The sequence below is a fragment of the Winslowiella sp. 2C04 genome (assembly GCF_050037805.1).
GTDB lineage: Bacteria > Pseudomonadota > Gammaproteobacteria > Enterobacterales > Enterobacteriaceae > Erwinia > Erwinia toletana_A.
Genome location: NZ_CP188300.1, coordinates 2,492,777 through 2,514,666, shown reverse-complemented (window position 1 = coordinate 2,514,666; position 21,890 = coordinate 2,492,777). Strand labels below are relative to the sequence as shown.

The following is a 21,890-nucleotide window of genomic DNA, read 5'->3' as shown; positions in this document are numbered from 1 at the left end:
TCCCCCGATAATGAAAAATATCCTTTCTATCCAGTCGCATGTGGTTTTTGGTCATGCTGGCAACAGTGCGTCAGAATTTCCGATGCGTCGCATGGGCGCAAACGTTTGGCCGCTCAATACCGTGCAGTTCTCTAACCACACTCAATACGGTCACTGGACCGGCTCAGTGATGCCGGCCTCACATCTGACCGATATCGCCAAAGGTATCGCTGAAATCGATCGCCTGAAAACCTGTGATGCGGTGCTGAGTGGTTACCTCGGTTCGGCTGAACAGGGCGAACATATATTAAAGATTGTTCAGCAGGTAAAAGCGGCAAATCCTGACGCCTGGTATTTTTGTGATCCGGTGATGGGTCATCCGGAAAAAGGCTGCATTGTGGCTCCCGGCGTCGCCGAATTTCACTGCAAAGCGGCACTGCCTGCCAGCGACATTATTGCGCCAAACCTGCTGGAGCTGGAAATGCTCAGCGGGAAAAGCGTGGCCAGTGTGGATGAAGCAGTAGCGGCCGCGCGTGAGCTGATCGCACTGGGGCCGAAGGTGGTACTGGTTAAGCATCTGGCGCGTGCCGGATTGCGCAGCGATCGCTTCGAAATGCTGCTGATCACCGCCGGGGAAGCCTTCCATATCAGCCGTCCGCTGGTGGATTTTGGCGTGCGTCAACCGGTCGGTGTCGGCGATCTGACCAGCGGGCTGTTATTGGTTAATCTGTTGCACGGCCAGCCGCTGCAACAGGCGCTGGAACACGTCACCGCCGCGGTGTATGAAGTGATGATTAAAACCCATGAAATGGGTGAATATGAGCTGCAGCTGGTGGCGGCACAGGAAGGAATTGCTAAGCCTCAGCACCATTTTGCGGCGGTGAAGCTGTAAATCTGCTTTATTTACGGGCGACGATGATGCCGCCCGTAGACCTCTATATCGCTTCGTAATCACCGGTGCCTTCCGGCCACGGCGTCAGCAAATCATAACCTGAATCAGTGACCGCAATGGTGTGTTCCCACTGGGCAGAGAGCGAGCGATCCTTAGTGACCACTGTCCAGCCGTCGGAAAGTACACTGGTGGCGGCTTTGCCAACATTGATCATCGGTTCAATGGTAAAAATCATCCCCGGCTCCAGCACCATCCCTTCACCGGCGATACCGTAATGCAGCACCTGTGGGGCAGTGTGATACTCTTCACCCACACCATGACCACAATACTCCCTGACCACCGAAAATCCGGCACCTTCAGCTACGCGCTGGATGGCCGCGCCGATATCACCCAGCGTGGCGCCCGGACGCACAACCTTAATACCGGCCACCATCGACTGATAAGTGACATCCACCAGCCGTCGTGCGCGTACTGACGGCTCACCGACAAAGTACATTCTGCTGGTATCGCCATACCAACCTTCTTTAACGATCGCCACATCGATATTAACTATATCGCCGTTTTTCAGCTTTTTATCCGATGGAATGCCGTGGCAAACCACATGATTTACTGACGTGCAGACGGTGCGCGTATAGCCGTGATAGCCAATATTGGCAGGAATGACATTCAGCTGATGAACCAGATAATCATGGCACAGGCGATCAAGTTCATCGGTAGTCACGCCAGCGCGGACATACGGGGTGATCATTTCCAGCACTTGTGCGGCTGCCTGCCCGGCCGCGCGCGCCAGTTCAATTTCTTGCTGCGAGTGCAGCTTGACCTGTTTCATTGTGCTTCCTCATGCTTTTCAAACGATTTAAGCAGGCTGGCGATATCGGTATCGCCCTGTAATTCCGCCTTAACCAGCGCACGAGCCAGTTGGTCATGCGACAGCTGCGGGCAAAGCTCCGCCAGCATGCCGATTTTCATCCAGTGCTCAGCCTGAGCGTTAATCGACCGGCTCATAGCATTGCTGGCGATGCGCAAATTCTCGTGCATCAAATCAGAGATTTTTACGATTCCCATACGTCACCTATACGAAACATATATGAAATGTATACTGCCACATTCTGCCAGGCAAAAGATAGCGTCAAACGGAATGCGCTCAGGTCATCGGTGATTTTTGCCCGACAATTTCGTGAATGACATCTCAAATCGGTTAGAAAGTCAGCGTTGACTATTGCGGGTGACCAGCACCAATGATATTTGTAAACAACTTTACGGATGTATGTGAAGTTGGAAAGTACATCACAATCGATATCATCAAGGACACCCCATGTCAGAGCTTAAATTTGCCACACGTCTGAACTCATTTGCCTCCGGTGCGCCACTTTACTGGCCGGATCTGCAAGGTAAGCCCTCAGTTCTGCAAATGATCGAGCGCGCCGCCACGGTTAAAGGTTTAACCCATCTGGATCTGAACTATCCTCAGCACATCACCGATGATGTTAACGTCATGCGTCAGAAAATCGAGCAGTCAGGGCTGGCGGTCAACGGTATGCAGATGCGCTGGGATGCGGCGGAATTTAAAATCGGTGCATTCACCAACCCCGATCCAAAAATTCGTCGTAAGGCGATTGAGCTGACTAAACGCGGGATCGATGCCGGACGTGAATTCGGTGCCAGCCTGATGACATTGTGGATGGGGCAGGATGGTTTTGATTACTGCTTCCAGGCAGATTACAAAAAAATCTGGGAGGATGCGGTCAGCGCGGTCCGGGAAGTGGCCGAATATGCCCCGGATGTTGATGTCAGCATCGAATACAAACCTAACGAGCCACGTGCATTCAGTATTTTCCCGAATGTCACCACCTGTTTGATTGCGGTAGAAGAAGCCGGTTGCCCCAATCTTGGCATTACGCTCGATTTTGCCCATGTGCTGTACGCCAATGAGATCCCGGCTTATGCCGCCGCGATGGTGGCGCGCCGTTCGCGGCTGCTGGGTCTGGATCTTAATGACGGCTGGGGCAAACGCGATGATGGCCTGATGGCGGCTTCGGTTAACCCGCGCGCCACGCTGGAGTTCCTCTGGCAGATGCAGCGTGATGGTTATCAGGGCGCTTATTATTTCGATACTTTCCCGGACGCCAGCGGTCTCGATCCGGTGCGTGAAGCGGAAACCAATATCGCCACCGTCACCCGTTTACTGAAGCTTTGCGAAAAACTGAATAACAATCAGCCGCTGGCGGAGGCCATCAGTCGTCAGGACGCGGTTACCTCCCAGCAAATTGTTAATGACATTATGCTGGCCAGATAGTCCCCGTGCCATCGCTGGCTCAGCTATGGCAATAATAAAAAAGAAGAAGGTCTGAAAATGAAAAAAACATTACTTTCTGTACTCGCCTCAGGCTTGTTTTGCACCAGCGTTTTTGCCGCCGATTTAACTCCACTGCAGTCTGATACCGAAAAGGATCGTACCGAGTGGACCGAACTGGCGACCAAATACGGACCACTGCCTGCAGCGGACGGTAAACTGAAAATTGGCGGCGTATCGAAAACCCTGACCAATGAATACTGGCGTTCACTTGGCGACGGCTATAAAGCCTTTGCCGATAAACATGGCTTTACCGTGGCTTACCAGGCCGCCGCCAATGAAGACGATCAGCTCGGACAATTATCCATCGCTGAGACATTGATCGCTCAGGGATTTAATGGCCTGCTGGTTTCACCGCAGACCGACGCCAATTTACAGCCGGCGTATGAGACTGCCAAAAGTAAAGGTATCCCGGTGGTGAACGTCAATGACGCGGTAATGCCCAATGCGGCTTACTACGTTGGTAATGTGCAGAAAGATAACGGCGTCCGGGTGGCTAACTGGTTTATTAAGCATAAACCTCAGGGCGGAAAAGTGGCGGTAATCGAAGGCCAGCCTGGCGTTTATGCAGCGGCGCAGCGTACCAAAGGCTTTAAAGAAACCCTTGAAGCCAACGGGAAGTTTCAGGTTGTTGCCAGCGTGCCGGCAAACTGGAGCCGTGAAAATGCCTATAACGCGGCGGCAACTATTTTACAGCAGCACCCGGATTTAATTGGCTTCTACGCCAACAATGACGGCATGGCGCTCGGCGTCGTGGAGGCGGTGAATTCACTGGGTAAAAGCAAGCAGGTAGCGGTGTTTGGCACCGACGGTATTTCTGATGCCTATGCTTCCATCAAGCGCGGTGAACTGACCGGTACCGTCGACAGCTTCCCGGTTCTGACTGGTGAAGTGGCAATGGAAGTGATGGTTCGTCTGGTAAATGGGCAGAAATTATCACGCGTGATCTCTACACCTCAGGCGCTGATCACTAAAGAAAACGCAGAGGCATTCTCGACTAAAGATAATGAGAAACTGCGCCAGCTGCTGTTACAGCAGTAAGTAAAGTGACGGAGGCTGTATGGAACACGATTGTTTGACGATGCGCGGCATCAGCAAAACCTATGGCAATATCGCCGCGGTGCAGGGCGTGGATTTTTCGGTCAGGCATGGCGAAGTACACGCGTTAATTGGTGAAAACGGCGCGGGGAAATCAACTTTGCTCAATATTCTCTCCGGCGTGCGCGCCTCTGATGAGGGGGAAATCAGGGTCGACGGGCAACTGGTGCAGATGAAAAATCCGCTTTCGGCGCGACATGCTGGCATTGCCATGATTCATCAGGAGTTACAGCACGTTCCGGAACTCTCCGTCGCGCAGAATATGTTTCTTGGTCGGCCATTAACTCGCTTTCGCGGCCTGTTTGTCGATCGTAAAGCGCAGTATAAGAAGGCGGTGGCGATTCTCAGGCGTCTTGATCCGTCGATTAATCCTGATGAGCCGATTAAAAACCTGAAGGTTTCGCAACAGCAGATTGTCGAAATTGCTCGGGCGTTGCTGGATGAGGCAAAAATCATCGCCATGGATGAGCCTACTTCCAGCCTGACGCCAACAGAGTTTGAACGGCTTGCGGAGTTAATCGCCGATCTGAAATCCATGAATGTGTCATTGATTTACGTCTCACACAAAATGGATGAGATATTTAAAGTCTGTGACCGCGCCACCATTATGCGCGATGGCAAACAGGTGGGGGTGGTTAATATCCGTGATGAGACGGAGGAGACCATTGTCACCAAAATGGTTGGGCGTAAGATTGAAAAGATCCAGCATCAGTCGTTTGTCGGTGATAAGGAGCTGCTGCGGGTTGAAGGCCTTGAGCGTGGTCAGACCGTGTTGCCTGCCAGCTTTAGCGTCAAGGCAGGGGAAGTGCTGGGTATCGCCGGGCTGGTGGGGGCGGGGCGGACTGAACTGCTGAAACTGATTGCCGGTATCGACAGCAAAACCAGTGGTAGAGTGATTGTTGATGGCAAGGCAGTGAACAATCTTAATGTACGTTCGGCGATCCGCGCCGGCATCGGGCTGGTTCCGGAAGACCGTAAAAAAGAGGGCATTATTAAAGAGCGGGCGGTAAAAATGAACGTCGCGCTACCATCATTGGGCAATTTTACCCGCAGCGGCCTGCTGAAAAAAAATAAACTGAATCAGGTGGCGCTGGACGTTATGACCGATCTGAATCTGCGGCCCCTGAATATTGAAAAGCCCATCGGCACATTAAGTGGTGGCAATCAGCAGAAGGTGATTATTGGCCGCTGGGTAGTGGCGGACACCAAGGTGTTTCTTTTTGATGAACCCACCAGGGGTATCGATATTGGTGCCAAGTCTGAAATTTATAATTTAATTGAAAAGTTAGCCCGGCAGGGAAAAGCTATCGTGGTGGTCTCGTCTGAAATGCCGGAAATTATCCGTATATCAGACCGCGTACTGGTGATGCGCGAAGGTAAGATTACTACTGAGCTTAAAGGTGATGAGATAACAGAAGAAAACATCGCCCGTTATGCGATTAGCGATCGTAAATAAATAACTTGCTCTGCAACCTACATTTATCATTAAGGCACTCGTTATGATGACACAAGGTAAAACTCAGCCTGCAGGACATCCTTCTGCGCTGTTTAAATTTAATCTGCGTGATGCAGGAACGGTGATTGGGCTACTGATTATTCTTTTCACTTTTTCGATGCTGTCACCGGTATTTTTTACCCTGCCTAATCTGCTTAATATTCTGCAACAGTCTTCGATTAATGCCATTATTGCGCTGGGAATGACGCTGGTGATTATTTCCGGTGGTATTGATCTCTCGGTCGGGCCGACAGCGGCGTTATCTGCGGTATTAGGCGCTACCCTGATGGTTTCCGGCGTGCCGGTGCCGCTGGCGATTATGGCGACGCTGGGAGTCGGCGCGATGTGCGGTATTTTCAGCGGCACGTTAGTGGCTTATGCCGGACTGCAACCGTTTATCGTTACCCTTGGTGGCCTGTCGCTGTTTCGCGCGCTGTCGTTAATTTTTACCGGCGGCAATCCCATCTTCGGCATTCCGATGGAGTTTCGCAGTTTAATCAACAGTACCGTGCTGGGGATTCCCACGCCGATTGTGATTGTGGTGGTGGTGGCAGTTACGCTGTGGGTCATTATGAATAAAACCCCGCTTGGTGAGTACATTCTGGCGGTAGGCGGTAATGAGGAAGCCGCCCGGGTGGCTGGCGTGCCGGTAAAAAGAACCAAAGTGACGGTGTTTGTTATCTCGGGTGTATTAGCCTCGCTGGCGTCGCTGATTTTAATCGGTCGTCTCGGCGCGGCTGAGCCGACGATGGGAAATTTATGGGAGCTGGATGCGATTGCGGCGGCGGCGATTGGTGGCGCCTCATTAATGGGTGGCAAAGGCAGTGTGATTGGCACCATTGTTGGCGCAATTATTCTCGGATCGCTGCGTAACGGCCTGACGCTTCTGAATATTCAGGCGTTTTATCAATTGCTTGCTACTGGCCTAATAATTATCATAGCCATGTTGATTGACAGAGCGACTCGAGGCAAGTAATGAATCAGGATCCGAAAGCAATAGGTGCTCAAATTCGTATGCGTTTGCCAATGTTGACGCCACTGGAAAGAAAAGTCGTGGAGTCGATTACAGCCAGAACCGATTTATCCGAGCAGACAACGTTGAAAGAAATTGCTCAGGAAAATAATGTTTCTGATGCCATGATAGTAAAAATAGCCAAAAAGCTTAACTTCTCGGGCTTTCGGGATTTCAGAAGCAGTCTGGTTTACTATAATTACTCTGAAGTGGCAGGACTGCATGCGGAAATAGAACCTGGTGACTCATCGGAACAATTACTGTCAAAAGTTTTCCGAACATCGATTCAGGCAATTGAAGAAACGCTGTCTATTCTCGATGTTTCTGAATTCAATCGCGCTGCTGATATTCTTTTTAAAGCACGACATATCGACTTATATGCGGTGGGTGGCTCTGCCGCAGTGACGCGCGACCTGTCGCATAAACTGCTTAAAATTGGAATTAAAACCACAGCATACGATGATGCACATATTATGCTGATGTCAGCAGCGATTTTATCGGACGATGATGTGGTAATTGCAATCAGTCATTCCGGTGCCACACGCGCCGTTAATGAGCCGATTAAACTGGCGGCGCGTAACGGTGCCCGGGTTATTGCTATTACTAATTACTCCGAGTCGCCCATTGCGCGCGATGCGCATGTGGTGCTCACTTCAACTTCGCAGGGCTCTCATTTGCTGGGGGAAAACGCAGCGTCACGCATTGCACAGCTGAATATACTGGACGCATTGTTTGTGGCTATTGCGAAAAAGGATCTTAATAAAGCAGAAAGGAATCTGATTAAAACTCAGCAGGCGGTCCAGAATTTAAGAGAATATTAGCATGGGTAAAATAGTAGTCACTGGTAGTCTCCATTACGACATTATGCTCCAGGCACACCATCGCCCTGAAAAAGGCGAAACCGTGATGGGTACTGACTGCGCATATAAATTTGGCGGTAAAGGCGGCAATCAGGCTTTGTCTGCCGCCCGAGCGGGTGCAGAGGTGAGCTTTATCGGTGCAGTGGGCGACGATGACCAGGGAAAATTTTTACTTTCGCAACTTAATCACGCTGGCGTTAATACGCAGCGGGTTGCGGTGCTGGATTCGGTGCCTTCAGGCATGAGTGTGGCAATTCTCGATGCGGAAAATGATTATGGCGCCGTGGTGGTATCCAATGCCAATAACGCTATCGATCCGGCACAGTTTACCGTAGACAGCGCATGGCAAAATAGTGTCATGCTGTTATTGCAGAATGAAGTACCTGAAAGTGTGAATGTCAGTGCCGCTGCGCAAGCGAAACTGCGCGGCGTTACGGTGTGCCTGAATGCGGCACCGGCCCGTGAAATCAGTGTCGAAATGCGCGCAGCGGTGGATTTGCTGGTGGTCAATGCGGTTGAGGCACGCGATCTTAGCGGGTTGAAAGTGGCTGACTTAGCAAGTGCCTGTCTGGCCGCGGAGTCATTAAGCCGTCAGTTTCCGGCGGTGGTGGTGACAGCCGGAGAATATGGCGTCGCCTGGTGCGAGCAGGGGCAGAGTTGCCAGTCGCTGGCGGCAGAGAAGGTGGTGCTGGTCAGTACTCACGGTGCAGGTGACTGTTTTATGGGGGTTTTAGCCGCAGCCTTATTGCGGCAGCACTCTTTAGCTGAGGCGGTGACTCTGGCTAATCAGGCCGCAGCGGAACATGTTTCACGACAGCCGATCTGACACTGACGGAACACTTGCGCCATGCGTTAGCCGTTCCTGCGACGCCGCAAGGTGAACGGCGATATAGCGCTGATAGCGCGAGGCTTTAAGCTGGGTCAGGTCCACCAGCACCAGCCCGTCAACACAGTGGTTGAAAGCCGGGTCGCTGCCGAAATCAATAAACTGCACGCCACCCGGTTCGCACAGCTCAGAATACTGTTTATACAGCGGCGGAATCGCAGTACCCAGATTATTCAGCAGTTGCTTCAGGCGCTTTAAATCTTCCGCGTAATTGTCACCGGTAAACTGCGCCAGCACCGCAGGGAGCGAGGCTGGCCACGGACGGCGTGAGGTCGCCAGCGGCATCGTTGGCGCGAAGTAGAGACGGTAAAAGGCCACCAGCAGATCGCGAGCCGCTATCGGCATCCCGCCGGAGATCGATACCGGCCCAAACAGATAGCGATATTGCGGATATTTCGCCAGATAAGCGCCTATTCCCAGCCACAAATAATCCAGGCCGCGTTTGCCCCAGTATGCCGGCTGAATAAAACTGCGCCCCAGCTCAATGCCCTGCAACAGCACCGGGTTCATCTGGTTGTCGTAATGAAACAAGCTCTGGCTGTAGATGCCATTCACGCCTTTGCGCGCCAGCTGATCAGCGGTCGGGAGAAAACGGTAAGCACCGACAATATCCAGCGCCTGTTGATCCCACAGAATCAGATGATAATAGTCGTCGTCATAGTCATCCAGATCGCGTCGTTTGCCGCTGCCTTCACCCACCGCGCGAAAGGCAATTTCACGCAGCCGCCCCAGTTCACGCAGAATGGGCACATAGTCTTCACCGTTGCGACGGTAAAGATAGATCACTTTGCCATCGGCAAGGTGCCCAAGCACTTCACATTCTGCCAGCGCGCGCTTCAGCACCGCGCGATCCTCCGCACGAGCAATCGCCGGTTCGGTCTGAAACAGTGCGGATTTGTTCCGGGCAATGCGATAAAGATGACGTCGGAAACGCTTAGCCAGCTGCTTTGCTGGCGTATGACCGTCATGCCAGCTGGCAAAGGGAATGCATGCGCCAATTTTAAGTTTAAGCCGAGCCCCGCGATGCTTAAACATTTCGCGCACCAGCAGCAACATCGACAGCGGTTGATAAATAATCGAGGTGGCATAAAACAGCATACTGTTACGCCCGCTGATGTGAACCGGCACAATCGGTGCCCGGAATCGTGCGGCGAGGCGAATAAAGCCGTGGCGCCATTTTCCGTCCCTGACGCCTTTACTGCCAAAGCGCGACACTTCACCGGCCGGAAAAAAGATTAGCACCCCGTGATTCTCAAGTTGCTCCTGCATCAGTGCTAACTGCTGGCGGTTGGTGCGATTGCCCATGTTGTCCACCGGCACCATCAGACTGCGCAGTGATTCAAGACAGTTCAGCAGGCGATTAGTGACAATTTTAACATCGCGCCGCACCTGCGACACTGCATGCAGCAGTGCCAGCCCATCCAGCGTGCCGAGTGGATGATTGGCCACGATAACCACCGGACCCTGGCTGGGGATCTGCTCCAGATCGCGCTCGCTCAGTTCACAGCGGATATCGAGATACTCCAGTACCTGTTCCACCCTATCCAGCCCTTTCAGGTGGCGATGATGCTGGTTAAATTGCTGAAACTCTTTTTCATGCAGCAGGATCCGCAGCACCTTTTTTTGCCAGCCCGGCGTTTTGCGCTGCGGATAAAGATCGTCGAGGACGGTTTCGAGTGTGAACACGGTTATCTCTCCGGAGGCTTTTTCGCGACAGTAAACAGCCGGGATGACGATTTGATTACCGTTAAATGATAATCGTGTTAGTCGGACAGACGTGTGCGCAAAAAAACGCTGGGCGGTCGAATGTTAATCGAAATAAACCCACTAACGGTATTGTTTCACTGTTGCAACAATGGGGGCATATCCAACAGAGAATCCAGATTGTTGCTGGATAAAACTTGCAGCTGGCTGTTAACTGGAACATTATTTTTTTCAAACAATCAATGTTGATTAGGAGAAGCCTATGTCTGAAGTGCGTACTGTGAAGTTTGTGACGTTACTGGGAAGCTTACGTAAAGCCTCATTAAATGCCGTAGTGGCGAATAATCTGCCGGCACTGGCACCTGAAGGGGTGGAGATCAGTGCGCTTGGTTCAATCAGTGAGCTGCCACACTACGATGCCGATATTCAGGCAAGCGGATTTCCTCCGGCGGTGCAGGCGATGGGGCAGGCAATTGCTCAGTCAGACGGCGTGATTATCGTGATGCCGGAATATAACTATTCGATTCCGGGCGCGCTGAAAAATGCGCTGGACTGGATTTCACGCTTGCCAGAAACGCCTTTTGCCGGAAAGCCGGTGGCGATTCAGACTGCGTCGCCGGGCATGATTGGCGGCGCGCGCGCCCAGTACCATCTGCGCCAGGTGATGGTGTTCCTGGATGCGCAGGTACTGAATAAACCAGAAATTATGATCGGCCAGGCCGCGGCGCGAATTAATGCTGAATCGGGCGAAATTACCGATGAAAGTACACGGCAGCATCTGACCCAACAAATTGCCGCGCTGGCGGCGCTGGTACGTCAGAAGAACTAGCTTGCCTGAGTTGATGCCGTATCATTCGATGCGGCATCACAGCCACGGTTATTTAGGATGCTCCAGTCTGACTTACTGATTTTCTTCAAATTTCAGTGATGCATTTGTCTCCTTCATTTCCTCTGTATACTGATTTCTTCTGACCAGGAGAAGAGGTTTCTCGCTTACACCCGGTTGAAAAAAAAGTTTTAACTCGCCCACATAAACAGAATGAATGGTTCGATATTTTTGTAATTAGAAAATATATTTCAATGATGATGGCGCATCTGAATGACGCCATCTGCAAGCAAATCTGTCATTGATAAGAACCTGCGTAACGCAGCGATAAGGGCGAGAACGATGGAAACCAGGCAAACGCGTTATAACATGAAGTACGTTATGCTCTGCTGTACGGTCGCGGCATTTGGCGGACTGTTGTTGGGCTACGACTCTTCGATTATATCCGGAGCAATCGAACCGCTCAGTGAGCATTTCCGACTCTCTCCGGCAGAAACCGGTTGGGCAGTGTCCAATATTCTGCTGGGAAGTCTGGTCGGCTGTTTTCTGGCACCGAAACTCAGTGACAAACTGGGGCGTAAAAAATCGCTGGCCATTACGGCACTGATTTTTACTCTCTCGGTTGCAGGCACTGCGGTAGCACACAATTTTACCGTATTTGTGGCTGCGCGCATGCTTGGTGGGCTGGCGATTGGTCTGGCGTCGGTGATTTCGCCGATCTATCTCGCTGAACTGTCACCTTCAAAGTTTCGCGGCAGAACCACTGCGCTCTATTCTGTTTGTTGCGTCGGAGGCCAGTCAGTAGTGCTGCTGACTAACTACTATATTCATCAGTCGATGCTGCCGGAGGCGATGGTGGATATCGGCTGGCGCTATATTCTGGCGACTGCGCTGGTTCCCTGCGCATTATTTATTCTGTTTGTGATTTTTATTCCGGAGTCACCTCGCTGGAACGTGCTGAAAGGGCGTGATAAATCCGCACTGGATACCCTGACTAAAATTTCCAATGGTAAACATGCGCAGACGGTATTCAACGAAATAAAATCGTCGTTACCACAGAATGCCGCGCAGACTCATACTACCCGCTTCAGATTAAATAAAACCACCGTTCCGTTACTGATTGTCGGCATTGGTCTGGCCGTAGGCAACCAAATCAGCGGGATTAACGTGATTCAGTATTTTGGTCCCTCGCTGCTGAAAAATGTCTTTCCTGACGCTGGATCGGCGCTGCTGCAGACCTTCTGGCTTTCTGTCTGTCAGTTCGTCGGGGTGTTAATCGGTATGTCGTTGATTGATAGAGTAGGGCGTCGCAAGCTGCTGTTAATGGGCGCAATTGCTTCCTGCGTGTTTCTTACCTATTCATTTGTGGCTTTCTACTATCATTTGCCGGGTATGCTGGCGGTGATTGGCCTGTTCGCTTATATGATTTTCTTCGGCATCACCTGGGGGCAAATTGTCTGGACAGTACTGGGCGAGCTGTTTCCGACTGAGATTCGTGCGGTCTGCGTCGGTATCTCGATCTGTATGATGTCAGTGGCTAACTTTATTATCAGTACCACTTTCCCGATTATGAACAGCAATCCGTGGCTGCTGGAGATATTTCACGGCGGCTTTCCGCTGCTGCTGTTTGCGGTATTCTCACTGGGGATGTATTTCTTCACCTTCCGTTACCTGCCGGAAACCGCCGGGGTTTCACTGGAAAAAATCCAGCATCTGGTACTGGAGAAATTTCATGTTAACGCGCCAGCGAATAACGTCAGCGTCAGTAAAGTAGAAAATATGTAACTGGAATACGCCATTCAGTCAGTTTCCGGTGGAAACCGGCTGGACGGCGTTTTCCTTAATCTGCTCAGTAAAAAGGGGCACAACCTTCCAGTGCCTGATCAATGATATCCAGCACCGCTTCCTCATTATTATGCCCGGCCTGATAGCGTGCCACCTGTTTAATCTCTTCACTGGCATTAGCCATACTGAAACTATATCCGGCCATCGTCAGCATTTCCTTGTCATTGGCGCTGTCGCCGAATGCCAGCATTGCCGCATCATCAATATCCCAGTGCTGTTGCAGGATCTTCAGGCCGTTAGCTTTATGAACGCCAGGAATAATCAGGTCAACAAACCCAAACCCGCTGGTGACAGGCGTGACGCTGCCGTTGAGCACGGTGCCCAGATGCGCAGAGAGTTGTGGTATCAGGGAATCGTCCAGCGTCAGGGCAAATTTAAAGATATCGTCCGGCAGCTCTGCCACGTCATGGTAGCGCTGCAGGCGATAATAATGACGCGACATCAGCGCGGCCACGGAATCTGGCGCTGTATGGTGCAGCCAGGCACCTTGCTCGCCGCAAACTACCGTGTATACCTGCTCCATTTGCGCCAGTTCAGCCATTATATGACGCACATCAGTAAAGGGGATATGACCACAGAACAGCGGTTTATTTTCACTGAATACGTATGCGCCATTCTCGGCAACAAAGGTAATCTCGCTGGCAATTTCAGGGAAAAAGCGGGTCAGCTGATAAAACTGGTTTCCGCTGGCGACGACAAACTTAATCCCCTGGCGCTGCATTTGCTGGTACTGAAGGTTAAAGCGCGCCCGGTTATAACTTTTGTTGTCACTGAGAAAGGTTCCATCCATATCGACGGCAATTAATTTTACTGACATACCGGCACCTTTAAGTAAGATTAAAAAGCAAAGTTAGTGCCAGTTTATTCGCTTAAAGAAAATTTAAAAGGGGTAAAGCTGACCAGAACTTTCCCCTTTTATGCTACTGATGTGGCGTCAGACCAGTCCTTCAGCTTTTAAAGCCGCAGCGACAGCAGGGCGCTCAGCCACCCGTTCCATCCAGTCATTTAACGCATCAAGACCGTCAAGATTCAGTTTCAGCGCGCGCGCCCAGCGAGTAACGGTAAACAGATAGGCATCGGCGACGGTAAAGCGAAGACCCATCAGCCACTGTTTCTCCTGCAGCTGACTGTTGACGTATTGAAACTTCTTCTCCAGCTGGCTGCGCGTCAGCTGTTTGTACTCTTCCGGCGTCGCCGGGTTAAATAACGGGCTAAAGCCTTTATGCAGTTCAGTGGCGATATAATTCAGCCATTCAATCGTGTGGTAACGCGTCAGGCTACCGGACGGGGCCAACAGCTGGCGATCGGCTTTCAGATCCGCCAGATACTGGACGATAGCAACCCCTTCGGTCAGCAGGCCGCCATCATCCAGCAGCAGCGCCGGAACCTGTCCTTTGGCATTGATTTGCAGATAATCTTCACCGCTTTCGGTTTTCTTGCTGGCCAGATCGACATTAACCTGGGTGAAGTCGAGGCCGCACTCACGCAGCACAATATGTGGCGAGAGTGAACAGGCGCCGGGTTTACTGAACAGTTTCATTTGATGCTCCTGAAGCTCAGAGAAAAAGGATCTCATCATCTTAGTGCCGGAAACGCCGGTTGTCAGTGATGATCTGCGCGATGGTGACAGCCATCAATAATTTCGGTACATCCGCCTGCCATCTGGAAAATAGGTGACCGGATTATAATTATATAACGGGTCATTTTTGAGAATATAAAATGCTCCGGTGCCTTGGGTAGTAAAATTGGTTCTGAATACATTCAGTTCGGCTACGGTTTCACGATCGGCTGCCTGTAATGATGCAATCACATCGCCTGTCCTCTGAAATGTATCAAGATAGGCGTTCTGCATAATATCATCGATACCTTCGGTCTCAACCGAGACCTCACCGAGATAGCCGGTGACAGGGAGTCCGCTGACATAGGCTATCTGTGCGGCAAAGCTGTTCCATCCGCCTTCTGCGGAATGACACATTACGGCTCTTATCGAAGAGTAATGATTAAAATCATAGCCACTTGCGCGCAGTTGATTGGCGAAATCGGTACCGTCGTAAACCATGTCTGCGACATTATCCAGCAGAATACGCGCGGTCCCGCGTTCAAAATGACCATGCGCAACGACAGTCAGTCTGGGCTTCAGACGACCACGGTGGATATCCTCAAACAGATAATTCATAAAGTTATCCTGCTCCTCGGCAAACTCCAGATTAGCGTATCCGAAGACGTTGATGTGTTGGATGGTCTCCCAGCCGAGGGTGGTTGTTCTGGTCAACCGGGCGCTGCTCTGCGCAGTGGAGCTGAGGCCGTGTGCCAGACCGATTACGCCAGCCGCTAACGAAACCCAGCTCAGGATCTGTGAAGTCAGAGGATTTTTTGTCTCCAGCACGCCGCTGGCGATGGCGGTCACATCTGACAGCATACCGGCTCCCCCGACCAGCAATGCGCCGGCAGAAGACGATTCAATGGCGGATATCACGCTGCCTGCGGCGATTATCGAACTACCGCCGGTAAACAGCGCCAGCGCCAGTCCGGCGATGCCCATTCCAATACCCAGCCAGCTTTGCCAGCTGCTGTGACCGTCTGGATCGGCACGATTGATCGGATCGCCTGCACACCAGCCATACGGATTAATCCCCCCTGCACCAAACGGACTGTAACTGTCGGGACAGTTAAACCGCAGCAACGCGGGGTTGTACGCACGGTATCCCTTTCCCGGATGATAATTTTCACTGACCGGGTCCTGACGTTCCCCGTTAAATCCCAAAATAAAGCTGTTCATAAATACACTCTGGCTGACTAAAGAAGCTCAGTCATATCATCAGCGCGGGTGAAGTCAGCAGTGAAACAACCTCAGAAATATCATTGCGGGTGCGCTATCACAACGTGACAGCGACGGTGAAAAGGCAAAAAAAAACCGCCTGCATGCAGGCGGTTGGTGATGAAACGCAGCTCAGGGCTACGCGTCACCCTGAGTCATACGGTTAAGCAGCGGGGCGGTCAGCAGCATCAGCACCGCAATGACGCCGGTCGCAATACCAATTTGCAGGAATACATCACCATAGACGTGCAGCGACTGCAGCGGGTCGGTAACGTTCTCCGGCACCGCCATCAGGTTGGCGATCTTACCGGCAATAATTGCCGCGCCAGCGGTGGTGAGGAACCATGCGCCCATAATAAAGCCCATCAGACGCTGTGGCACCAGCTGAGCGACCATTGCCAGTCCCAGACCAGAGATCATCAGCTCACCAATACTTTGCAGCGCGTAGCTGAGAATCAGCCAGCTTACTGAAACAATACCGAGATCGCTGGCGAATTTGGTGCCGAGCGGCAGAACCAGAAACGCAGCAGAGCAGAGCACCATACCAAAGGCAAACTTGTGCGGCATTGGCAGACGATCACCCATCTTATTGTAAATAGCCGCCAGAATCGGGCTGCCGACCATAATCCAGAACGGGTTCAGCGCCTGATACTGCTCAGGCTGGAAAGTAATGCCCATCAGGCTGTGCTCAACGTTACGGATAGCAAAGAAGTTGAGTGAGGTTGGCATCTGGCTATAAAGCACAAAGAACACTACCGCTTCCAGCATCAGCAGGAAAGCAACGATCATCTTACGGCGTGCCGCGCCCTTCATCGCGAAAGCTTCTTTACCAAACAGCAGCACGATACCCAGCACAATACAGCCTAAAGTAATACGTGCAATCTCCTGATTGTGCAGCAGCCAGGTCGCAATGGTAACCACGACCAGAATACCGACAAGGGTCATCAGCAGTTTACTGATATTGACCGGCGCGAAATCTGGCTTAGAGCCGTGATCTTTTACCCAGCGACGGCAGAACAGGAAGTTAACCAGCGTAATCAGCATACCGACAAATGACAGCGAGAAGGCCACGCTCCAGCCGTAATTCGCTGCCAGCCATGGCGTTGCCATAATGGAGAACAACGAACCGATATTAATCGCCATGTAATACATGGTGAAAGCACCGTCGAGGCGCGGATCATCTTTGGCGTAGCAGGTTGACAGCAGCGAAGAAGGGTTAGCTTTAAACAGACCGTTACCGACGGCGATGGTCGCCATGCCGATATAGACCATACTTTGATCGTGTCCTGACCAGGCAACCAGACCATAACCGGTCGCCAGCACCAGAATACCCAGCACGATAACGCGCTTAGTACCCAGCACTTTATCACCCAGCCAGCCGCCGACCGCAACCAGACCATACACCAGTGCACTGAACGAAGAGAACAGGGTAATGGAGTCGGCTTCGGACATCCCCAGCATTTTGACCAGGTAAACCGCCATGATGGCTTGCAGGCCGTAGTAACCAAAACGTTCCCATAATTCGATCGAAAAAATCAGATAGAACGATTTTGGCTGTTTGAACGCATTGAGGCTAACCTCATCAGTGTGTTTGTTTGCAGTTGACACTTGTACCTCTGGATAGATGCCAATTTCGCATCGGGAATTAAGCACGCGTAATACCGGCAGTGTATTCGGTGCGTTGTTATAAGAAGTGAAAAACGGCGGTTAATTTCGCTGATCCTGCGGCATCAGGCAAGCCTTTTTTCATCTTCTGGTACACCTGATGATTGTAGTGTTAATTAAGGTAATAATGGCTGTTAAACGGTGTTAAATGTCGGTAGTGGTAATTAGGCAGAAATATTACTCTGGAGTGTCGGGTGATTTTGTGCAAAAGTGATATAAAGCTCGGTAAGACGCCAGTGCAAAATTTACGGCGGTTATAGTTAATTTTTATGGATTAAAAAACTGTTAATGCCTGATTTGCTGATTTTTTATTCGAGTTGCTGCATTTTTAGCTGAAGAATTGAGACTGGCGTCTTTATATGTGATGTAGATCACGAATTAAAACAATATTTTAGCCAGCGAAACAAGCTAATAGTATTGGCATTAACAGGCGGTTTTCAGGCTATTTATCCCTATAAGTAACATGGCTTTGTTGCCCGATTGTTATTAAAACTGGTTTTTATTGATTGAACGTTCAATATAAAAAGGCTAGTATTAACCTTATTCAATAGTCGGAACCGATGAAACGATGCCAAAAGTTGGAATGAAAGCCATCCGTCAGGCACAGCTGATTAACGCAACATTGACGGTTATTGACCGCGTCGGACTGGCAGAAGCCAGCATTGCGGTTATCGCGAAAGAGGCCGGCGTATCGACCGGCATTGTCAGCCATTACTTTGGCGACAAGAACGGCCTGCTGGATGCCTGCATGCGGCAGATTCTGACCGATCTTTACCTTGCGGTAGAGCGTCATCGTTTTCAGGCTGAGGATACGCCGCAGGCGCAGATCCGGGCGATTATCGACGGCAACTTCGATTTAACGCAGGTAGCGGCACCGGTGCTGAAAACCTGGCTGGTGTTCTGGACCAACAGTCTGCATCAGAAAAATTTACAGCGTTTGCAGCGCGTCAACGATCGCCGGCTGCACTCCAATATCACCGCACAGTTTGCTCGCGTGTTACCGCGCGAACAGGCACGTCAGGCCGGTAGTAGCCTGGCAGCGTTAGTTGATGGTCTCTGGCTGCGTATGACGCTGGCACCACAACCGATGGCCCACGGTCTGGAAGAGGCCCGTGAACTGTGTTACCAGAATCTTGCGCTCTGGCTGAACAGGCCAGCTCGCTAAATCCCTCAGTAAAGGAGGAGTTATGGCAGAACTCAACCGTCGTGGTTTATATATCAATGGTCGTGAAGAAGCAGGCCAGGGTGAGGTATTCACCAGCGTCAATCCGGCTAATGGTGAAGTTATCGCAGAAATCACTGCCGCCACTCGTCAGGACGTCGATCGTGCCGTTGCCTCATCACTGGCAGGCCAGCGCATCTGGCGCAGCTATACTCCGGTTGAACGCAGCCGCGTCCTGCTGAAAGCCGTAGCGCTGTTACGTGAGCGCAATCAGCAGCTGGCAGAGCTGGAAACCGCCGATACCGGTAAACCGATTAGCGAAACCGCAGCGGTAGATATTGTCACCGGGGCTGATGTACTGGAGTACTACGCCGGTCTGGCACCCGCGATACAGGGCGAACAGATTCCGCTGCGCGACAGTGCGCTGGTCTATACTCGTCGTGAGCCGCTGGGTGTTTGTGCGGGTATCGGGGCCTGGAACTATCCGATCCAAATCGCGCTGTGGAAAAGCGCTCCGGCGCTGGCTGCCGGCAATGCGATGATCTTTAAACCGAGCGAAGTGACGCCACTCAGCGCGCTGGAACTGGCAAAAATCTTCAGCGAAGCGGGTCTGCCGGATGGCGTATTTAACGTGGTGCAGGGCGCGGGCGAAGTGGGTAAAGCGCTGAGCCAGCATCCGGATATCGCTAAAGTATCCTTCACTGGTCAGGTAGAAACCGGTAAACGCGTGGTGGCGGATGCGGCACTCTCTAACCTCAAAGAGGTCACGATGGAGTTGGGCGGCAAGTCACCGCTGATCGTTTTTGACGATGCCGATCTTGAGCGTGCAGTAGATGGCGCAATGATGGCGAACTTCTACAGCAGCGGCCAGGTTTGTACTAACGGCACGCGGGTATTTGTGCATCGTTCGCTGCTGAATGCGTTTGAACGTCGCCTGCTGCAAAAAATTGAGAACATCAAAAGCGGTGACCCGCGCGACCCTGAGGTTAACTTCGGTCCGTTGGTCAGTGAAGAGCACTGCGAGAAAGTGGTCTCTTATCTCAAGTTGGGCAAAGAAGAGGGCGCACGCTTGCTGACCGGTGGTCACCGTGTAACGCATGGCCCACTGGCAAAAGGTTACTACGTCGAGCCAACGGTATTTACCGATTGTCACGATGAGATGCGTATCGTGCGTGAAGAGATTTTTGGCCCGGTAATGAGCATTCTGGTGTTTGATGACGAGCAGGAAGTGATTGAACGCGCGAATCATACCGAGCTGGGGCTGGCAGCAGGACTGTTTACCCGTTCACTTGATCGTGCGCATCGGGTGATTCATCAGCTGGAAGCGGGTATCTGCTGGGTTAACACCTGGGGTGAATCACCGGCTCCAATGCCGGTCGGCGGCTACAAGCAGTCTGGTCTGGGACGTGAAAACGGTCTGGAGACGCTGCAACACTATACGCGGACCAAATCGATTCTGATTGAGATGGGTGAGTACCCATCGGCGTTTTAATCCTGTTTTAATACTGTTTTTCTGGCCGACAGCGGATGTTGTCGGCACTGGATTTGATACCCGCCCTGTTTTATGCAGCGCGACTGACTGCAGTATGGCGGGTTAAGCTGGAGGTTTAATGCAGAAATTTGACTATATCATTATTGGCGCGGGTTCCGCAGGCAATGTACTGGCGACCCGATTAACTGAGGATGCTGACGTATCGGTACTTTTACTGGAGGCAGGCGGCCGCGATCATCGCCTGGATTTCCGTACCCAAATGCCAGCCGCTTTGGCGTATCCTTTGCAGGGCAAGCGTTATAACTGGGCATTTGAAACCGATCCGGAACCTCATATGGACAATCGTCGTATGGAGTGTGGTCGGGGTAAAGGTCTGGGCGGCTCATCGCTGATTAACGGGATGTGTTACATCCGTGGCAACGCGATGGATTACGATAACTGGGCGAAAAAGACCGGTTTTGATGACTGGTCATATCTCAACTGCCTGCCTTATTTCCGCAAAGCGGAGAAACGCGATATCGGTGAAAACGATTATCACGGTGGCGAAGGCTATCTGAGCGTGACTACGCCGAAAAGCGGCAATAATCCGCTGTACCGTGCGTTTATCGATGCGGCAACCGAGGCTGGTCATTATGAAACCGACGATCTGAATGGCTATCGTCAGGATGGTTTTGGCCCGATGGACCGTACCGTTACGCCACATGGTCGCCGTTCCAGCACCGCGCGCGGTTATCTGGACGTGGCGCGTCAGCGTCCGAATCTGACCATTGTCACTCATGCGCAGACCGATCGCATCCTGTTCGACGGCAAAACCGCCAGCGGCGTGAAATGGCTGGTGAAAGGTCAGTCACATCAGGCGCAGGCCACCCGTGAGGTGCTGCTGTGTGCTGGTGCGATTGCGTCTCCGCAGATCCTGCAACGTTCCGGCGTTGGGCCGGAAGAGTGGCTGCGTGAGCTGGATATTGATGTGGTACATCCGCTGCCGGGCGTGGGCCGCAATTTGCAGGACCACCTGGAAGTGTATATGCAGTTCCGTTGCAAACAGCCGGTCAGCCTTTATCCGTCGCTGAAATGGTGGAATCAACCGGCAATTGGTGCCGAGTGGCTGTTTAAGGGCACCGGTATCGGCGCCAGTAATCAGTTTGAAGCTGGTGGCTTTATTCGCAGTGACGACCAGCCAGACTGGCCAGATCTGCAATACCACTTTCTGCCGGTGGCGATTAACTATAACGGCAGCAGCCCGGTTAAAGAGCATGGCTTCCAGGCTCACGTTGGTCCGATGCGCTCAATGAGCCGTGGACGGATCAAACTGAAATCGAAAGATCCGTATGACGCGCCGTCGATCTTCTTCAACTATATGTCGGAAGAGCGTGACTGGCAGGAGTTCCGTTCAGCGGTTCGCCTGACGCGTGAAATTATGCGCCAGCCTGCGCTGGCTGAGTATTGCGGCGACGAAATTCAGCCGGGTATCGAGGTACAGAGCGACGAGCAGATCGACGCCTTTATCCGCGAGCATGCTGAGACCGCCTATCACCCTTGTGGTAGCTGCGCGATGGGCAGCGATGAAATGGCGGTGGTCGACGCACAAGGGCGCGTGCATGGGATGCAGCAGCTGCGTGTGGTCGATGCGTCAATTATGCCGCAGATTGTCACCGGTAACCTGAATGCGCCTACCGTGATGCTGGCGGAAAAAATTGCCGATGCGATTCGCGGTAAAGCGCCATTAGCGCGTTCAACGGCAGACTATTATCAGTTACAGCGCTAAATTGTGATCAAGGGCGGTGTTCTCACCGCCCTTACTGA

At 51.9% G+C, this 21,890-nt stretch carries 19 protein-coding genes; 12 read left to right on the top strand and 7 right to left on the bottom strand.

Annotated elements, in window-relative coordinates; translation table 11 throughout:
- Positions 1-10: 10 nt before the first annotated feature.
- The gene (pdxY, locus tag ACP3TC_RS11170) at positions 11-871 is read left to right on the top strand and encodes a pyridoxal kinase PdxY (protein ID WP_313857372.1); all 861 of its coding nucleotides are present in this window, start codon (positions 11-13) and stop codon (positions 869-871) included.
- A 43-nt stretch (positions 872-914) separates the two neighbouring features.
- Here the strand turns inward: pdxY and map are convergent, their stop codons facing one another.
- Together map and ACP3TC_RS11160 are read right to left on the bottom strand one after the other, a co-directional pair.
- Entirely contained in the window at positions 915-1,700 is a 786-nt protein-coding gene (gene map / locus ACP3TC_RS11165; RefSeq protein ID WP_313857374.1) for a type I methionyl aminopeptidase, read from the bottom strand.
- Positions 1,697-1,936 (bottom strand): ParD-like family protein, encoded by a 240-nt coding sequence (locus tag ACP3TC_RS11160; protein WP_313857375.1) that lies wholly within the window; start codon positions 1,934-1,936, stop codon positions 1,697-1,699. Before ACP3TC_RS11160 ends, map begins: the two co-directional genes overlap by 4 nt.
- Positions 1,937-2,186: 250 nt before the next feature.
- Here ACP3TC_RS11160 and ACP3TC_RS11155 point away from each other — a divergent pair, with 250 nt between their 5' ends.
- Genes ACP3TC_RS11155 through ACP3TC_RS11130 form a run of 6 tightly spaced genes read left to right on the top strand, consistent with a single transcriptional unit; the run spans position 2,187 to position 8,515 of the window.
- Positions 2,187-3,167, top strand: coding sequence for a TIM barrel protein (locus tag ACP3TC_RS11155; protein ID WP_313857377.1), 981 nt, complete (start codon positions 2,187-2,189; stop codon positions 3,165-3,167).
- A 57-nt stretch (positions 3,168-3,224) separates the two neighbouring features.
- Positions 3,225-4,265 (top strand): sugar ABC transporter substrate-binding protein, encoded by a 1,041-nt coding sequence (locus tag ACP3TC_RS11150; protein WP_313857379.1) that lies wholly within the window; start codon positions 3,225-3,227, stop codon positions 4,263-4,265.
- A 19-nt stretch (positions 4,266-4,284) separates the two neighbouring features.
- Positions 4,285-5,778, top strand: coding sequence for a sugar ABC transporter ATP-binding protein (locus tag ACP3TC_RS11145; RefSeq protein WP_313857380.1), 1,494 nt, complete (start codon positions 4,285-4,287; stop codon positions 5,776-5,778).
- 43 nt (positions 5,779-5,821) lie between these two features.
- Positions 5,822-6,793: an ABC transporter permease gene (locus ACP3TC_RS11140; RefSeq protein ID WP_313857382.1), complete on the top strand. Its 972-nt coding sequence runs from the start codon at positions 5,822-5,824 to the stop codon at positions 6,791-6,793.
- On the top strand, positions 6,793-7,650 hold the full coding sequence (locus ACP3TC_RS11135; RefSeq protein WP_313857383.1) for a MurR/RpiR family transcriptional regulator: 858 nt from the start codon (positions 6,793-6,795) through the stop codon (positions 7,648-7,650). The genes ACP3TC_RS11140 and ACP3TC_RS11135 overlap by 1 nt, the downstream gene beginning before the upstream one ends.
- A gap of 1 nt (position 7,651) precedes the next feature.
- Complete coding sequence (locus ACP3TC_RS11130) at positions 7,652-8,515, top strand: ribokinase (RefSeq protein WP_426816461.1); 864 nt, start codon at positions 7,652-7,654, stop codon at positions 8,513-8,515.
- On the opposite strand, the gene ACP3TC_RS11125 is transcribed toward ACP3TC_RS11130, so the two are convergent.
- The gene (locus ACP3TC_RS11125; protein ID WP_426816460.1) at positions 8,498-10,261 is read right to left on the bottom strand and encodes a lysophospholipid acyltransferase family protein; all 1,764 of its coding nucleotides are present in this window, start codon (positions 10,259-10,261) and stop codon (positions 8,498-8,500) included. The genes ACP3TC_RS11130 and ACP3TC_RS11125 overlap by 18 nt on opposite strands.
- Before the next feature lie 280 nt (positions 10,262-10,541).
- Here ACP3TC_RS11125 and ACP3TC_RS11120 point away from each other — a divergent pair, with 280 nt between their 5' ends.
- Both ACP3TC_RS11120 and ACP3TC_RS11115 read left to right on the top strand, forming a co-directional pair.
- Positions 10,542-11,108: an NADPH-dependent FMN reductase gene (locus tag ACP3TC_RS11120; RefSeq protein WP_313857386.1), complete on the top strand. Its 567-nt coding sequence runs from the start codon at positions 10,542-10,544 to the stop codon at positions 11,106-11,108.
- A gap of 270 nt (positions 11,109-11,378) precedes the next feature.
- On the top strand, positions 11,379-12,890 hold the full coding sequence (locus tag ACP3TC_RS11115; RefSeq protein WP_313857387.1) for a sugar porter family MFS transporter: 1,512 nt from the start codon (positions 11,379-11,381) through the stop codon (positions 12,888-12,890).
- 64 nt (positions 12,891-12,954) lie between these two features.
- Here the strand turns inward: ACP3TC_RS11115 and ACP3TC_RS11110 are convergent, their stop codons facing one another.
- The 4 genes from ACP3TC_RS11110 to dtpA form a co-directional block, all read right to left on the bottom strand.
- Positions 12,955-13,767 (bottom strand): Cof-type HAD-IIB family hydrolase, encoded by an 813-nt coding sequence (locus ACP3TC_RS11110; protein ID WP_426816459.1) that lies wholly within the window; start codon positions 13,765-13,767, stop codon positions 12,955-12,957.
- Positions 13,768-13,884: 117 nt separating this feature from the next.
- Positions 13,885-14,490 carry a glutathione transferase GstA gene (gene gstA / locus ACP3TC_RS11105; protein WP_313857390.1) on the bottom strand — a complete coding sequence of 202 codons (606 nt, stop codon included), beginning with the start codon at positions 14,488-14,490 and terminating at the stop codon, positions 13,885-13,887.
- Positions 14,491-14,583: 93 nt separating this feature from the next.
- A complete protein-coding gene (locus ACP3TC_RS11100) occupies positions 14,584-15,729 on the bottom strand; it encodes an RHS repeat-associated core domain-containing protein (RefSeq protein WP_426816458.1) in 1,146 nt (381 codons plus the stop codon).
- A gap of 177 nt (positions 15,730-15,906) precedes the next feature.
- On the bottom strand, positions 15,907-17,376 hold the full coding sequence (gene dtpA / locus ACP3TC_RS11095) for a dipeptide/tripeptide permease DtpA (protein ID WP_313857392.1): 1,470 nt from the start codon (positions 17,374-17,376) through the stop codon (positions 15,907-15,909).
- A gap of 625 nt (positions 17,377-18,001) precedes the next feature.
- Between dtpA and betI the strand changes: the two genes are divergently transcribed.
- The 3 genes from betI to betA all read left to right on the top strand — a co-directional run bounded on the left by betI (position 18,002) and on the right by betA (position 21,852).
- Complete coding sequence (gene betI / locus ACP3TC_RS11090; RefSeq protein WP_313857393.1) at positions 18,002-18,598, top strand: transcriptional regulator BetI; 597 nt, start codon at positions 18,002-18,004, stop codon at positions 18,596-18,598.
- A 22-nt stretch (positions 18,599-18,620) separates the two neighbouring features.
- The gene (betB, locus tag ACP3TC_RS11085; protein WP_313857394.1) at positions 18,621-20,087 is read left to right on the top strand and encodes a betaine-aldehyde dehydrogenase; all 1,467 of its coding nucleotides are present in this window, start codon (positions 18,621-18,623) and stop codon (positions 20,085-20,087) included.
- A 118-nt stretch (positions 20,088-20,205) separates the two neighbouring features.
- Entirely contained in the window at positions 20,206-21,852 is a 1,647-nt protein-coding gene (betA, locus tag ACP3TC_RS11080; protein WP_313857395.1) for a choline dehydrogenase, read from the top strand.
- Positions 21,853-21,890 lie beyond the last annotated feature (38 nt).

What these genes read in the sequence shown, in the direction of transcription:
- pdxY (WP_313857372.1), top strand. Translation starts at nt 11, where the DNA reads ATGAAAAATATCCTTTCTATCCAGTCGCATGTGGTTTTTGGTCATGCT.
- map (WP_313857374.1), bottom strand. Translation starts at nt 1,700, where the DNA reads ATGAAACAGGTCAAGCTGCACTCGCAGCAAGAAATTGAACTGGCGCGC.
- ACP3TC_RS11160 (WP_313857375.1), bottom strand. Translation starts at nt 1,936, where the DNA reads ATGGGAATCGTAAAAATCTCTGATTTGATGCACGAGAATTTGCGCATC.
- ACP3TC_RS11155 (WP_313857377.1), top strand. Translation starts at nt 2,187, where the DNA reads ATGTCAGAGCTTAAATTTGCCACACGTCTGAACTCATTTGCCTCCGGT.
- ACP3TC_RS11150 (WP_313857379.1), top strand. Translation starts at nt 3,225, where the DNA reads ATGAAAAAAACATTACTTTCTGTACTCGCCTCAGGCTTGTTTTGCACC.
- ACP3TC_RS11145 (WP_313857380.1), top strand. Translation starts at nt 4,285, where the DNA reads ATGGAACACGATTGTTTGACGATGCGCGGCATCAGCAAAACCTATGGC.
- ACP3TC_RS11140 (WP_313857382.1), top strand. Translation starts at nt 5,822, where the DNA reads ATGATGACACAAGGTAAAACTCAGCCTGCAGGACATCCTTCTGCGCTG.
- ACP3TC_RS11135 (WP_313857383.1), top strand. Translation starts at nt 6,793, where the DNA reads ATGAATCAGGATCCGAAAGCAATAGGTGCTCAAATTCGTATGCGTTTG.
- ACP3TC_RS11130 (WP_426816461.1), top strand. Translation starts at nt 7,652, where the DNA reads ATGGGTAAAATAGTAGTCACTGGTAGTCTCCATTACGACATTATGCTC.
- ACP3TC_RS11120 (WP_313857386.1), top strand. Translation starts at nt 10,542, where the DNA reads ATGTCTGAAGTGCGTACTGTGAAGTTTGTGACGTTACTGGGAAGCTTA.
- ACP3TC_RS11115 (WP_313857387.1), top strand. Translation starts at nt 11,379, where the DNA reads ATGACGCCATCTGCAAGCAAATCTGTCATTGATAAGAACCTGCGTAAC.
- ACP3TC_RS11110 (WP_426816459.1), bottom strand. Translation starts at nt 13,767, where the DNA reads ATGTCAGTAAAATTAATTGCCGTCGATATGGATGGAACCTTTCTCAGT.
- gstA (WP_313857390.1), bottom strand. Translation starts at nt 14,490, where the DNA reads ATGAAACTGTTCAGTAAACCCGGCGCCTGTTCACTCTCGCCACATATT.
- ACP3TC_RS11100 (WP_426816458.1), bottom strand. Translation starts at nt 15,729, where the DNA reads ATGAACAGCTTTATTTTGGGATTTAACGGGGAACGTCAGGACCCGGTC.
- betI (WP_313857393.1), top strand. Translation starts at nt 18,002, where the DNA reads ATGCCAAAAGTTGGAATGAAAGCCATCCGTCAGGCACAGCTGATTAAC.
- betB (WP_313857394.1), top strand. Translation starts at nt 18,621, where the DNA reads ATGGCAGAACTCAACCGTCGTGGTTTATATATCAATGGTCGTGAAGAA.
- betA (WP_313857395.1), top strand. Translation starts at nt 20,206, where the DNA reads ATGCAGAAATTTGACTATATCATTATTGGCGCGGGTTCCGCAGGCAAT.